The 13178-nt window shown below is 38.9% G+C and carries 16 protein-coding genes; 4 read left to right on the top strand and 12 right to left on the bottom strand.

The annotated features are described in order from the left end of the window. Positions 1–90: 90 nt before the first annotated feature. From U8519_RS07520 to U8519_RS07505, 4 genes are all read right to left on the bottom strand, one after another. The gene (locus U8519_RS07520) at positions 91–873 is read right to left on the bottom strand and encodes a tyrosine-protein phosphatase (RefSeq protein WP_334329702.1); all 783 of its coding nucleotides are present in this window, start codon (positions 871–873) and stop codon (positions 91–93) included. Further along, a complete protein-coding gene (locus tag U8519_RS07515) occupies positions 870–1658 on the bottom strand; it encodes a CpsD/CapB family tyrosine-protein kinase (RefSeq protein WP_334329701.1) in 789 nt (262 codons plus the stop codon). Before U8519_RS07515 ends, U8519_RS07520 begins: the two co-directional genes overlap by 4 nt. Before the next feature lie 3 nt (positions 1659–1661). Further along, complete coding sequence (locus U8519_RS07510; protein WP_334329700.1) at positions 1662–2444, bottom strand: YveK family protein; 783 nt, start codon at positions 2442–2444, stop codon at positions 1662–1664. Positions 2445–2734: 290 nt separating this feature from the next. Further along, positions 2735–3559, bottom strand: coding sequence for a glycosyltransferase family 8 protein (locus U8519_RS07505; protein ID WP_334329699.1), 825 nt, complete (start codon positions 3557–3559; stop codon positions 2735–2737). Between the two features lie 69 nt (positions 3560–3628). Between U8519_RS07505 and U8519_RS07500 the strand changes: the two genes are divergently transcribed. Next, positions 3629–4039, top strand: coding sequence for a peptide deformylase (locus U8519_RS07500; RefSeq protein WP_334329698.1), 411 nt, complete (start codon positions 3629–3631; stop codon positions 4037–4039). 488 nt (positions 4040–4527) lie between these two features. Here the strand turns inward: U8519_RS07500 and U8519_RS07495 are convergent, their stop codons facing one another. The 4 genes from U8519_RS07495 to U8519_RS07480 form a co-directional block, all read right to left on the bottom strand. Then, positions 4528–5118, bottom strand: coding sequence for an NADPH-dependent FMN reductase (locus U8519_RS07495; RefSeq protein ID WP_334329697.1), 591 nt, complete (start codon positions 5116–5118; stop codon positions 4528–4530). A 112-nt stretch (positions 5119–5230) separates the two neighbouring features. Next, positions 5231–5734, bottom strand: coding sequence for a DUF4411 family protein (locus U8519_RS07490; RefSeq protein ID WP_334329696.1), 504 nt, complete (start codon positions 5732–5734; stop codon positions 5231–5233). Further along, complete coding sequence (locus U8519_RS07485) at positions 5731–6891, bottom strand: ImmA/IrrE family metallo-endopeptidase (RefSeq protein WP_334329695.1); 1161 nt, start codon at positions 6889–6891, stop codon at positions 5731–5733. The genes U8519_RS07490 and U8519_RS07485 overlap by 4 nt, the downstream gene beginning before the upstream one ends. 129 nt (positions 6892–7020) lie before the next feature. After that, the gene (locus tag U8519_RS07480) at positions 7021–7449 is read right to left on the bottom strand and encodes a MarR family winged helix-turn-helix transcriptional regulator (protein ID WP_334329694.1); all 429 of its coding nucleotides are present in this window, start codon (positions 7447–7449) and stop codon (positions 7021–7023) included. A 99-nt stretch (positions 7450–7548) separates the two neighbouring features. Between U8519_RS07480 and alsS the strand changes: the two genes are divergently transcribed. The 3 genes from alsS to U8519_RS07465 all read left to right on the top strand — a co-directional run bounded on the left by alsS (position 7549) and on the right by U8519_RS07465 (position 10432). Further along, positions 7549–9219, top strand: coding sequence for an acetolactate synthase AlsS (alsS, locus tag U8519_RS07475; RefSeq protein WP_334329693.1), 1671 nt, complete (start codon positions 7549–7551; stop codon positions 9217–9219). Between the two features lie 23 nt (positions 9220–9242). Further along, the gene (budA, locus tag U8519_RS07470) at positions 9243–9956 is read left to right on the top strand and encodes an acetolactate decarboxylase (protein WP_334329692.1); all 714 of its coding nucleotides are present in this window, start codon (positions 9243–9245) and stop codon (positions 9954–9956) included. A 290-nt stretch (positions 9957–10246) separates the two neighbouring features. After that, positions 10247–10432, top strand: coding sequence for an antitoxin of toxin-antitoxin stability system (locus U8519_RS07465; protein ID WP_334329691.1), 186 nt, complete (start codon positions 10247–10249; stop codon positions 10430–10432). 255 nt (positions 10433–10687) lie between these two features. On the opposite strand, the gene U8519_RS07460 is transcribed toward U8519_RS07465, so the two are convergent. From U8519_RS07460 to U8519_RS07445, 4 genes are all read right to left on the bottom strand, one after another. Then, positions 10688–11161 carry a glutathione peroxidase gene (locus U8519_RS07460; RefSeq protein ID WP_334329892.1) on the bottom strand — a complete coding sequence of 158 codons (474 nt, stop codon included), beginning with the start codon at positions 11159–11161 and terminating at the stop codon, positions 10688–10690. A gap of 65 nt (positions 11162–11226) precedes the next feature. Beyond that, positions 11227–12006, bottom strand: coding sequence for a hypothetical protein (locus U8519_RS07455; RefSeq protein ID WP_334329690.1), 780 nt, complete (start codon positions 12004–12006; stop codon positions 11227–11229). After that, on the bottom strand, positions 11999–12709 hold the full coding sequence (locus U8519_RS07450; RefSeq protein ID WP_334329689.1) for an ABC transporter ATP-binding protein: 711 nt from the start codon (positions 12707–12709) through the stop codon (positions 11999–12001). The genes U8519_RS07455 and U8519_RS07450 overlap by 8 nt, the downstream gene beginning before the upstream one ends. Then, positions 12702–13076 (bottom strand): GntR family transcriptional regulator, encoded by a 375-nt coding sequence (locus tag U8519_RS07445; protein WP_334329688.1) that lies wholly within the window; start codon positions 13074–13076, stop codon positions 12702–12704. The genes U8519_RS07450 and U8519_RS07445 overlap by 8 nt, the downstream gene beginning before the upstream one ends. Between the last annotated feature and the right edge of the window lie 102 nt (positions 13077–13178).

Here is a 13178-nt window from a genome sequence, read left to right as displayed (position 1 = left end):
CTCAGAAAACACAAAATATTATAAAATCACTATCAAAATAACTGGCATTATTTTTAAAACACAATAAGTGATTTCGATTACACAAATAAATTAAAACAATCCAAAGAATCTCTTCTTCTTAACATCTGAAACTAGCTTAATATCACTAATTTCAACGTCATCCCCATTCAAGATGTTCTTAGCATTTTGATTGAATCGTTGTGCTGTTTCTATACCTTCTTGTTCTTGCAGCCTATCGAATGCTTCTCGCATCATAAACCTGCGACCTTTGAAGTTATGTGCATCAGATGCAAAGGCAAATCCCAAATTTGCCTTTATTATTTTTTCAGTGAGTGCCTGGACGTTCTTGCCAAACACTCCTAAGTAGCTACTACTGGTTAACTGCGTTAGACATCCCATTTCAACGAATGAATACAATCTATCAGGATCCTTCTGGAAACCCTGATTTCTCTCCGGATGTGCCAATACTGGTGTGATACCACGTGAGGTCAACTCAAAGATCATATTCTCGGCATATTCTGGGACTTCGCTATGTGGAAACTCCAATAACAAGTATCGATTGCCGGAATCCATGAACAAGATATCATCATCAAAGATTGCCTTTAACAAATCGCCGGTCAGATGTACTTCTTGACCTGGGAATACTTTCAACGGAATATTATTATCGACCAAGTCTTGCTGGAAGGCTCCGGTCTCTTTTATTACGTCGATCTTGTGATTAGTATAATGACTATCCATATGATGAGGTGTCAACAATATATGACTGATACCTTGATCGACAGCCGCTTGAGCCATCTTCAGAGCCATCTCACGATCCTTAGCACCATCATCTACTCCTGGCAAAATATGACAATGCAGATCAATTAGTTTCATTTTTTCTTTTTCTTACCTTCAGATCCATAATAACCGCCATAGTAGCCGCCGTAATAACTGCCACCATAGTAACTTCCTCCGTAGTAACCGCCAGACTTCTGTTCAGTTACTCGGTTCATAATGGCTCCTAGAATATTGGCATTAACAGTTTCCAATGCTTCTTTAGCATGCATCACACCGGCCTTATCAGCGATTCCTTGCGGAACGACCAAAATGGTACCGTCGACTTGAGCTGCCAGGACTTGGGCATCGGTAACTGTATTGACTGGTGGAGCATCCAAGACCAATAGATCAAACTTATCAACCAATCTGACTAAGAGATCCTTCGTCCGCATACTTCCCAACAATTCAGCCGGATTAGGTGGAACTGGACCACTAGTAATAACGTATAGGCCATCGACAACGGTTGGTTGAATGATTTCATCCAACGTTGCATTACCTAACAAGTAATTGGATAATCCCTTACGATTGCTTACGCCAAAGGTCTTGTGAACTGTTGGACGACGCAAGTCTGAGTCTACTAAGATAACCTTAGATCCTTGATCTGCCCAAGTAACAGCCACGTTATTACTGATAGTTGACTTTCCTTCGGATGGATCAGATGATGTGAACAATAGTGACTTCAACTTCTTATCGACTGATGAGAATTGAATATTAGTTCTGATCGTCTTGAATTGTTCTGAGATCATCCCTTTAGGATCGGTGTAAGTTACTAGACCAATACCGTACTTCAAACTGGTATTGTCAATCTTATGTTTCTTACGATTAAACAAATGAATAGCCATGACCTACACCCTCCTTTGACTAGTCTGTGGAGCAAACTCAGGATTATTCGATCCATGTAATTCTTGCTTACGATGGATTCGTTTCTTAACCTCATCTTGATCGATCTCATTAACGATCCCTAGGTTAGTGATACCGAGATCATCGGTAATGAACTTCTCTGAAGTAACAGTCGTATCCGTCACTTCACGAATGAAGGCGAAGCCAATACCTAGCAATAACCCGACAATGACACCAGCTAGTAAGTTCAGCGTCTTCCTAGGACTGACTGGATTCTTATTGATGGCGGCTGGTGAAACAATTGAAACATTATCTATCCTCATAATCTTGCCGACTTTTTTCTTAAATGTCTTCGCTGTCAGGTTGGCTACTTCTGAAGCTGTATAAGGATCAGTTGATTTAACCGTCACTGAGAAGACTTGTGAATTCTGTTGGCTGCTTACTGAGATCTCATCCTTTAGTGCACCCATTGATCCAGGATAGCCGGGATAATTATTAACTTGCTTATCAACCGTCTTCAAGACCGTTGGACTAGTAATAATATCCTTATAAGTATTGATCATCTGCACATCGGCTTGTGTCTGTTGCAATTGTGCTGCCTGCATGTCAGACGACAACTTCCGATTGACTAGCAGCTGTGTTGTAGCTTGATATTTTGGTGCCATTACAAAAAAAGTGACGAATGCCACAGCTAGTGTAACGACGAATGTTGTCCCCAAAATCATTCTTATATGTTTACGAAGTATGGCAAAAATTTGCATCATACTTATCGTTTGTTCTGACCCCACTGAAATCCTCCGATATAACTAACAAATCTTCCATTTCATTTAAAGATAGTAGCATCATATTAAGATTGACACAATGCCAATTTTGATATAAGTAAAACATTATCGAATCTATATTATAAATAAAATAACTGATTTTTAGCTTATTTGACTATCAGACAAGTATTATTATACATGTTTGATGATTTAATTTGTACCCTAAAAAATATTTTGCATAAATTAAAAATTATAAGTATCAATTAAATCTTATCACAATATATTACCTGAATAATATTTGTTATAGAATTGTAATTTTATTTTTTCAATATTTTTCGAGTTTTATGTGCATAGTGCTTGTACAAGCCTGAATAACGTCCTCGATATTCCGACTTCCAGGGTTTATCACGACCACAGAAGTGCAACACTACGGTATGTTCAATTACCCAATCGAGATTCCAGACGCCAGCACCTAATGCTTGGTACAAGGTACTCATTCTAGCGTCGTAATTATAGATTTCATCAGGTATCTGCTTGAATTGATGTCCATACAGACCATTCAAAATATCCTGATCCGGTAATAACAGTGCCATCTTGTTCTCTTCGATATAATCAAAGATGTCCTTAGCGTGGACTTGTTCCCGGATCAATGGCAAGTTCATCAACAAGACACCGGAGTTGTAATAACTCTCAGCCTCATAATTGCCCAGGCGTAACTTGTTGATCGAATCGGTCACGTCATTGGCTAGTGCTGAATGACTAGCTGCGGCGTAGAGATTATTGTCAAAGTCCAGCTTATATAATGGAAGTAAACTGTTGATAACTAGAATATCCACATCTAGGTAAAGAATTCGATCCAAATCCTCTGGTAAATACTTATGTGCCAACAATCTGTAGTAGATAGTTGCTGGATAACGATCAGTAGTTGGAGCATCTTTGAACAATTCGTTTCCTATTATAATGGGATAATAGACAACATGTGTCGTTTTGCAGAACTCAATGATCTTATCTGTTTGTTTGAGTTTGGATTTTTGAATAACATAGACTGACAATGGTACGTCTGGTGTATTCTCTTCAATTGAATACAGTGTCGTCAATAATTGATCGACCACGTTGTCGTCGATTGCGAATAGTAAGTTCATGGTAGTCCCCCTCGTTATGTCATTAGTGTTATTGTATCATTGCTATATATTAATTTATGAGGTGAAATTATGATTAAACCGATCAATCGTGATACAACACTGTTATCACAAAAATCTCTGCCCGCAACGCAACAAGATACTGCGACTATCACTGACCTAATGGACACGCTCGAACACCACAAGGACCACTGTGTCGGTATGGCTGCTAATATGATTGGTGTGAATAAGCGTATCTTAGTCTTCCAGCTTGGTATGATGCCTGTTCCTATGGTCAATCCAGTCATCGTTAAGAAGTCGGGTAAGTACACTGCCCAAGAAGGTTGTTTATCATTAGACGGCGAACGTTCGGCTACTCGTTATCAGAATATTGAGGTTAAGTATCTTGATAGGAATTTTGTAGCGCAAACTCAAAAGTTCAATGGTTTTGTGGCTGAGATCATTCAGCATGAGATGGATCATTTTGAGGGTATTTTGATTTAACACTTCCGCTGGCGGTGGTCAACAATTCCATCTGCCGTGGACCGGTCTCAAACTACGTTTTCGACCTCGCTTTGAAGCCTGTAGTCTTCAAAGTCGTCCAGTTTACTAAGCGATAAATCGCTAAGTAAACTTTTACGGCGGATTCCATTGTTGTCCACCGTCAGCTAAATTTATATTACTGCTATTTCTGGAATATCTATTTAGACTTTTTTATATCTTACAAATTAAAACAGCAATCATGACAATATGGGGATAGTTTTTTATCCACTTATTGTGATTGCTGCTTTTTTTGCTAAATTTAGCTGGAAGTCAGAAGTAATGGAATCAGTAACGACAGTGGTGTTTATGTGGACGTTTTTTCCACATTTACAGCACGGATGACTTAGCTGATTTGTGGTTTATGCAAAGCAGCTAAGCAAGGTATGAGACCGCCTTTTGGCTCATACCGGTCCAGTTACAGATGGAATTACTTCTGAATGGAAGCGGAATTACTCAAACTTATTATTCTTCAAAACTTCACTATAAAAACAAATTTCACGGAACTTATCATCCAGTCTATCAACAAAGTGTCCCGTGTTTTCATCCGCTTCATTAAGTGAGCCATCTTCATTGAAATTATTATCCGCAAACCACAACAATGCCGGATCAGGCAAGACGATCATCTTCAACATTTGCAAGATAGGAACAATTGCATTGGCTGCCACGATTCCTCCATCGCTGAAGTGTGAATATGCAATAACTTGAACCGGCTTGCGTTCTACTTCTGAACCAACTAGATCCAGGGCATTCTTCAATCCACCCGGAATAGCACGGTCATATTCTGGAGTCAAAATCACATAGCCATCTTGATTTTGTAACGCATCTAACCATTTACCCTCAACAGTATTCAAGTCATGAATCTGTTCTTCAAGTGGTGTCTCCTCGTGGTCATACAATGGCAACTCATAATCACGCAAATCTAACCACGTGTACTCCACGTTATCGGTATTGTTAACGACTGATTGTAGATACTTAAATATCTTCCCACCTAGTGATTTAGTTCTCGTACTACCCAATATCACACCTATTTTCGTTGTCATTTGAGTCCTCCATTCCTAATTTATATATATTTAATAATTATTTTATATATTAAGGCTAGAAGATATTTTTTTGTTAGTCAAATGATTGGATTAAAAAAGACCTGATAGTTACTCAGGCCTCTTTGAAATTCAATTCTTCCAGCATTTGATAAATGGTAATCACTTTAACATCAAAATATTCAGCTACGGTTGTTATCTTTGGTTCTTTGCTACTCGGTCTGACAATACTCATCATTGGTTTCTTTCTTTCATGAGAAACAACAACATAATTATTAGCTTTTGCCATAGCGATTAGCCAAGGATCAGCTTTCTCGTTATCTGACCAAAGATTATAACCAGCTTGTGTCCAAAACTTTGACTTAACAAGCCAATTTTGTATGTCAGCATATCGCATCACAGTATTCTCATCAACTTCAACTATTCGATCTTCAAAATTATTTTTAACAAAATCACTGACAAAATCATTGCTACCAGTCAATTCATCATAAACTTGCTTGATCATATACACATTACTATTCTTAGCAATTTCATCCCAAACTTTTGAAAAACATAGAGGTCGATAATAGTTATGACTGGATTCAATTAAAGCATTAGAATCAATCAAATATTTTGTCATAATCCATTATCCTCCCTGAATGATTTCATCAAAGCATTGTAAGTCTCTACTTTTTTCACACCTACTAAAGAGGATGCTTCTGAAGCAGAAATACTGCCGCTATTTCTAGAATCCATGACGGCATACATAAAATTACCATCGATTCTTGATTTCTGAGTTGAGTAGTAATTACCACCACTAACTTTAACTTTATTATTTATCAATGATGTTTGTTCCTGCTTAATATTGTCAATATCATTTCCACTGCAAAGTTTCATTTTGTTCATTCTGATAGCAACAACAATGGGACTCACATGCATTTTCTGAGCAATTCGTTTTATAACATAATCATTACCTTTGGTCGACGAATATTTTTCAACATAACTTCTTATTACTTGTTTTGGCACTAATATTCCCGCAGTAACTTCATTTATCCATTGTTCTTCTGACTTGTTAATTTCAGTAAATTCATCTACATTCAAAATTTCATCCTTAGCGATAATTACGTGTACAAATTCGTGAACTAATGAAAAGATATTTGCTGTTCTGCTGTCCGCCCTGTTAATGAAGATCAACGGTACTACATCATCTATTAAAACAAAGGCTCTAAATTCTGAAACTTTTAGACTTCTCTTATTTTGATTTCCAACAACTCCGTTTTGCATCACAAGAATACCCTGAGATTCAATCGAATTTCTTAATTTTTTATAAAATTCTTCAATTTTGTTTTCTTTGATATTTGTAATATCTAACTTTTTGGTTGCATATTCTATAACATCATTGATTCTGCTATCTACACTAAAAGAGCCAACTATTTCAATTGGATTATCCTGACCGTTCTCACTCAAGTAATCTTTCATCCAAGATTGCCTATACTCCATCTCATTTAACGTTTCAATCAACGCACGACTTGCTTTGGCATTTTTATTACCGACTGTCCTGAACTTGAGTGCAGGAATTTCCTCCTTTGGAGGATCATTCAAAAAGAAATATCCAAAAGGCACCGATGTAAATTTACTAAAATCCTGAATTTGTTTCACAGTCGGTTCAACTTCACCAGATAGCCATTTTTGAAATTGATCAAATTTATCATTGATTGCTTCAACATTCTTATCGCCATTCTCAATCACCCAATTAAAAATAGACTTTTTAACTGGAAAACGTACATACGCTGTCATTTAGATATCCTCCTCTCAAATAGTTATATTCTAATTCTCTATCATTATACTTTAAAAAAATTATTTAAGCTCACATTTAAAAAGTCACATTTTCACCACACAATAATAAATTACGTCAAAAAAAATCGATCATTCTTCACCAGAATCAGTAATTCCAGCAACCACGGTTTCGATCGCATTAACCAAGGGGCTGTCGGCACTGATACCAGTTTCGGAAAAGCGAGCTTCCCACCAGTCGATCCTGATATGTTGAATTTTATCGACTACTTTGTGTCCTGTCTCTGTCAGCAATAAGTTCTTGGTCTTACCGGCGCCATCAACTTTGCTCAAATAATCGAGTTTTTGCATTTTATTGATTTCTCTGGTGGCTAATCCTTTATCAACTACTAGTAATCTCGCCACTTGATTCTGGCTTATCTCGGGATAATCACCGATCGACAACAGAATACAAGCTGCGGTGGGATTGAGTTTTAGCTGGTCAAACTGTTCTTTGGTATCTTTATAATACTGTCTATGCAGGATCGAAATATCCTGCGCTAGGTATCCAATATTCTTCATAAAATTATCTCCAAGTGTTACGTGTTGACAAATCAACACAAACGATTTATGTTATTAACAATAACATCACACTAAACGAATCTCAAGGAGGACATCTTAATGTCAACGAAGAAAAACGGTTCTGAAGCTCTATTTAATTCAATGATCAACCAAGGAGTCAAATATGTATTTGGACTTCCTGGAGCAAAGGTAGATAAGTTATTCGACTTAATGGAACACAGTGATGATCCTAAGGCTCCTAAGCTGATCATAACTCACCACGAACAAAACGCTGCCTTCATTGCTGCTGGTATCGGCCGTTTAACTGGTAAACCTGGTGTAGTCGCTACTACATCTGGACCTGGTGTCTCTAACTTAGCCACTGGTCTGATCACAGCTACATCTGAAGGTGACCCAGTCGTTGCATTAGGTGGACAAGTTCCCCGTAATGATGTCGCTAGATTGACTCACCAAAGTATCCCTAGTAAGGAATTAATGATTTCCGCTACTAAGGACAGTGTGGAAGTCCAAGACCCTAACAACTTATCTGAAACTTTCGCCAATGCTTATCAAACTGCCATGGATCCTAAAGCTGGAGCAACTTTTATCTCCTTACCTAAGGACGTCTTAGACGATGAAGTAACTGTGCCCGAGATCAAGAAATTATCACCGATCGAACAAGGTAGTGCCAACAGCGAGATCGTCAGCGAGATCATCGACAAGATCAAGAACGCTAAGTTGCCAGTTATTCTGGCTGGTATGCGTTCATCTAGCGAGGAAGTAACTGAAGCCATCCATCACTTGCTTCACAAATTCTCAATTCCCGTTGTTGAGACTTTCCAAGGTGCCGGTGTAATCTCACGTGACCTAGAGAAGAACTACTACGGCCGTGTAGGTCTATTCAGAAACCAAATCGGTGATGCCATTCTTAAAGAAAGTGACCTCGTTATTGCGGTCGGTTATGATCCCGTTGAATACGAAGCCAGAATTTGGAACGTTGACCGTCAAGGTGAAGTGATCAACCTTGATAGTACTGCTCCTGAGATCTCTAACGAATACCAACCTGACTTAGTCGTTCAAGCCGACATTGCTAAGACGATGCGTGACATCGCCCACAACTTGCCTGACAATATTTCACTTAGTGACGACATGAAGGAACACTTACATCAAATGCAAGTTGACTTCCTATCTCAAGATGAAGTTCCAGCCGAGAACCCTGAAAAGGGCGTTCATCCCCTAGCTATCATCAAAGAACTTCAAGATCAAGTTGACGATGACACAACCGTTACTGTTGATGTCGGTAGTCTGTACATTTGGATGGCACGTCACTTCAGAAGTTACAAACCACGTCACTTACTATTTAGTAATGGTATGCAAACACTCGGTGTCGCCTTACCTTGGGCAATCGCCGCTGCTTTGGAACGTCCTGAAAAACCAGTAGTCTCAGTTGCTGGTGATGGTGGCTTCCTCTTCTCTGGTCAAGAACTGGAAACAGCTGTCCGTCTCAACTTAAACATCGTGCAATTGATCTGGAACGATGGTTACTACGACATGGTTAAGTTCCAAGAAGAAGCTAAGTATGGCCGTAACGCCGGTGTCAATATTGGTAAAGTCGACTTCGCTAAATATGCCGAAAGTTTCGGAGCTACTGGTATGCACGCAACTACTAACGCTGAACTAAAAGACGCCTTGAAGAAGGCCTTCGCTACACCTGGTCCAGTTGTGATCGACATTCCGGTTGATTACAGCGACAACTCCAAGTTTGTTTCCGCATTGCTCGAAGAATACTAATCTAGAAAGGATATTTTCAATTTATGTCAAATTCAAACGTACTATATCAACACGGAACCTTAGCCCTGCTAGTTCCCGGACTTCTCGATGGCACTCTAACAATGAAAGAATTGTTGAGCCACGGTGACACTGGAATCGGTACTGGTGAAGGTCTTGATGGTGAGCTGATCATCCTTGATGGCACACCTTATCAAGTTGACAGTAAAGGAAATGTGAACCTAGTTGACAGTGAATTCACTCTTCCCTTCGCCAACAGTCACTTCGCTGACTATGCAGAAATGCTAGAAGTTGAAGATATCAAGCGAGACGAACTGCAAAAGCAAATCTCTGAAGCTGCTGCTAGTGACAATACTTTCTATTCAGTTAAGATCACTGGTACTTTTAAGAATATGAAGACTCGTGCTGTACAAAAATCTGCCCAACCTTACAAGTCATTGGCTGAAACTGCTGAGAAGCAAAGTATCTTTACGAGGGATTCTGTTGAAGGGACTCTCTTGAGTTACTATTCACCACAGATCTTCGACGGCGCTGCTGTTGGTGGTTTTCACAGTCATTTCATGTCAGATGAACATGATTTTGGCGGTCACATTCTTGATTTTGATTCAGTAACTGGTACGGTTAGTTTCCAACAATTCGACAGCTTGGAACAACACTTGCCTACTGGTAACAAGGCTTATATGGAGCATGATTTCTCTGGGGATAATATTCTTGAGGCTATTCATAGGGCTGAAAGCTAATTGATATTCTTTTCTATTCCGCAGATGGCGGGCAACAATTCCATCTGCCTTGGGACCGTCTTAAGTCTTCGTATTAAGACTCGCTTGGAAGCCTGTAGTCTTCCAAGTCGTCCATTTTACTAAGCGATAAATCGCTAAGTAAACTCTCACGGCGGATTCCATTGTTGCCCGCCATCTGCTAGATTGGGTATTACTTCTTTATTATTTATGATTTTAAAAAGGAAGTATCACGACTATTTTGTCGTAATGCTTCCTTTTTTTTGTGACTAAAAAATTCGGCTGTAGATTAAATGCGAAATAATATCAAACCTATGGCAAATGAATATGATGTATTTCAAGATCGTAACGGTGTCATCATGTTTTACCCCAAAAGAAAGAATCCTTTTTACGATGATAACTTTATTCAATCTCATAATTTAAGGCAGTCTGAAGAATTCGGAGGCCCTCTGATCGGAAAAGAAAAACTCGACGACTAATAGTTTCATTGTTGAATATATTAAAGAACGTCGTAAAAGGAATTCAAAATTTGCGGCTACAGTCGGAAAACAAAAATAAACCAAGCCCGAAGTGATAGTGGTGTAAGAACGGAGGATCTTCCCGTTCTTATACCACTGGACGTATTTTGAAATTCGCGTACTTTGCGAAGTTCAAAATCGAGATTGGAGACCGCTTTTTGGCTCCAATCGTTCCCACATAGGCTTGGTTTATTTTTGTTTGGAGACGAAATACTTCTACTTATTCGCCAAAGCTGAAACAATATCAGGTTCAACCTTTTCAGGCTTAGTTGTTGGAGCATAACGGTCGATCAATTGACCATCGCGACCGATCAAAAACTTGGTGAAGTTCCACTTGATCCGACCATGACCGGCTGTTTCCTTCAGATAAGTGAACAGTGGATCCTCATCATCCCCGTTGACCTTAACTTGCTTAGTCATTGGGAATGTCACACCGTAGTGCATCTGACAGTACTCACTAGTTTCTTCATCAGAACCGAGTTCTTGATGGAACTGATTAGAAGGCAGACCTAGTACTTCGAATCCTTGATCATGATATTTCTTATACAATGTTTCGATACTCTCAAGTTGTGGAGCTAAGCCACACTTACTAGCAGTGTTGACGATCAAAACGACCTTACCTTGATAATCATTAAAGTCGATCTTCTCACCGCTCATCTCTACTTCTGAAAAATCATAAATATTTGCCATCTGCATCATTCCTTCCATATTAATCTCATTATACGTTTAATATAGAAAAGTTATAACTATTTTGTTTATTCAGTGATAGTCTCGACCCAATTATTCATCAGATAGATACTTACCGCTGCTTCCACTACGGCAATAACTAGGAACATTAGAATATTCAAGGCAAAGCTGGCGGAGTAATTAGCATTAAATAACATATTCACAGAATTGTTCATCTGATCCACCGCAAAATTGACAACTTTGAGAACTAGCCAGATAACTACTACGTAAATGACAACGTTCATTACCTTACGACCGGTCGATGGTAAGAAGTTACTTGCGGAACGTGATGCTAGATGGATCAAAGTGATCGTTGTCCAGCTTAGGATCATGATTGCCAACATAAGGCCATTCAGTGCTAGAACACCAGTGATAAAATTAGGAGCATCGAATGATGCACGTCCATTGATCATTGCCATATCGTTCAAAACTTGTGTGTATGAAGACCAATTAGGAATGGCAGATACCAGATAGAAGACAGCTTGGGCAACGAATACATAAAGATATGAAACAAAAGTTGCCAATAAATTAGCCGTGTAGAACTTCGTATCACTGATTGGAATCAGACGATAACTGTCACGAGTGTAAGTCCGTTCTTGAATCACGCTCAAGCGAACGAAGGCGATCAAAAATGCCAGCGTCGACCATCCAATTGTTATAGCTAATGACGAACTCTTATCGAGATTACCGCTAAATGCCTGAACGGCAATACTAACGAATATCGCAATTATATTGATCATCAAGAAAAAGTTCATATCACGAAATCTTTCTTTGAGAAATGTTTTAAATAAATTTCCAAAACTAGTCATCTTGGTTGCCTCCTTCATATAGACTCTCATAGAACTCTTCGATACCCATGTCAGAATCCTCGCGAATCTCGTCAGCCTGCTTGTGGCAGTTGATAGTGTTGTCCTTGATAACAATGATTTCATCAAGAATTGATGCAATTTCAGTCACATAGTGGTCACTGATGATCATCGTTGATTCCTCAGGCTTCCACTTCAAAATACTATTGATGATCTTCTTACGGCTCATACTGTCAATGCCGCCAAAAGGTTCATCCAGCAAATACAAATCCGCTTGACGAGAAAGTGTTAAGGCGATGATGAGTTTTTCCTTCATCCCTTTGGACAAAGCTGACAACTTAAGATTCTGGTCGATCTGTAAGAAGTCGATCAAGGCATTGGAGCGAGCAATATTAAAATCAGGATAGACCGACTTATAAAATTCAAAGATCTTGCCGACTTTCATACTGCCACTCAAGCCACCAAGATGTTCTGTGAAACTGACGTGACCCTTTCTTTCAGCAGTCTTACTTGTGCCTGACACAGTGATCGTTCCCTTACCGTGCGCACTACCGGTGATCAAACGCATCAAAGTAGTCTTACCAGCACCATTCTCACCCAATAGTCCGATGATTTTGCCGCTATCGACAGTTAAATTAACATCGTGCAAAATGTTCTTCAAACTATGACTATAGTTCAAATTTTCAATTTTTAATATCTCACTCATGTGCTTCATCTCTACTTTCCATATAACTCTTCATTTCGGATAATATTTCTTCATCAGTTAAGTTCAACGCATGCAATTCCTTGTACATCAAGGATAATTGCTCCTCGACTAACTGGTTGCGGAGTTGTTGAATACTATCAACATCAGTCGTGACGAAGTTTCCCTTGCCACGTTGAGATACGATTATTTCTTCTGAAAGCATCTCTGTTAGTGCCCGCTGGACCGTATTCACATTTGCCGTCACATCGATTGCTAATTGGCGGACTGAGGGCATCTTCTCACCTGGTTGTAGAATACCAGTGACTATTTGATGATAAAGATAATTCTTGATTTGAAAATAGATCGGAACTTTGTCGTCAAATTTCAATTTGCTTCTCCTCCATAGTGTATTAGTTTACTAGTACACTATAACTTAACTTATTTGAGAATGCAATAAATTTGAAATCATACTAAAAAACTACTTCTAAAT

Origin of the sequence: Companilactobacillus sp. HBUAS59699, from assembly GCF_036913575.1 — a bacterium.
Taxonomy (GTDB): domain Bacteria; phylum Bacillota; class Bacilli; order Lactobacillales; family Lactobacillaceae; genus Companilactobacillus.
This window is presented reverse-complemented; position numbering and strand designations above follow the sequence as displayed.

What these genes read in the sequence shown, in the direction of transcription:
- U8519_RS07500 (WP_334329698.1), top strand. Translation starts at nt 3,629, where the DNA reads ATGATTAAACCGATCAATCGTGATACAACACTGTTATCACAAAAATCT.
- U8519_RS07450 (WP_334329689.1), bottom strand. Translation starts at nt 12,709, where the DNA reads ATGAGTGAGATATTAAAAATTGAAAATTTGAACTATAGTCATAGTTTG.
- U8519_RS07520 (WP_334329702.1), bottom strand. Translation starts at nt 873, where the DNA reads ATGAAACTAATTGATCTGCATTGTCATATTTTGCCAGGAGTAGATGAT.
- U8519_RS07495 (WP_334329697.1), bottom strand. Translation starts at nt 5,118, where the DNA reads ATGACAACGAAAATAGGTGTGATATTGGGTAGTACGAGAACTAAATCA.
- U8519_RS07490 (WP_334329696.1), bottom strand. Translation starts at nt 5,734, where the DNA reads ATGACAAAATATTTGATTGATTCTAATGCTTTAATTGAATCCAGTCAT.
- U8519_RS07460 (WP_334329892.1), bottom strand. Translation starts at nt 11,161, where the DNA reads ATGGCAAATATTTATGATTTTTCAGAAGTAGAGATGAGCGGTGAGAAG.
- U8519_RS07480 (WP_334329694.1), bottom strand. Translation starts at nt 7,449, where the DNA reads ATGAAGAATATTGGATACCTAGCGCAGGATATTTCGATCCTGCATAGA.
- alsS (WP_334329693.1), top strand. Translation starts at nt 7,549, where the DNA reads ATGTCAACGAAGAAAAACGGTTCTGAAGCTCTATTTAATTCAATGATC.
- U8519_RS07515 (WP_334329701.1), bottom strand. Translation starts at nt 1,658, where the DNA reads ATGGCTATTCATTTGTTTAATCGTAAGAAACATAAGATTGACAATACC.
- budA (WP_334329692.1), top strand. Translation starts at nt 9,243, where the DNA reads ATGTCAAATTCAAACGTACTATATCAACACGGAACCTTAGCCCTGCTA.
- U8519_RS07505 (WP_334329699.1), bottom strand. Translation starts at nt 3,559, where the DNA reads ATGAACTTACTATTCGCAATCGACGACAACGTGGTCGATCAATTATTG.
- U8519_RS07455 (WP_334329690.1), bottom strand. Translation starts at nt 12,006, where the DNA reads ATGACTAGTTTTGGAAATTTATTTAAAACATTTCTCAAAGAAAGATTT.
- U8519_RS07485 (WP_334329695.1), bottom strand. Translation starts at nt 6,891, where the DNA reads ATGACAGCGTATGTACGTTTTCCAGTTAAAAAGTCTATTTTTAATTGG.
- U8519_RS07465 (WP_334329691.1), top strand. Translation starts at nt 10,247, where the DNA reads ATGCGAAATAATATCAAACCTATGGCAAATGAATATGATGTATTTCAA.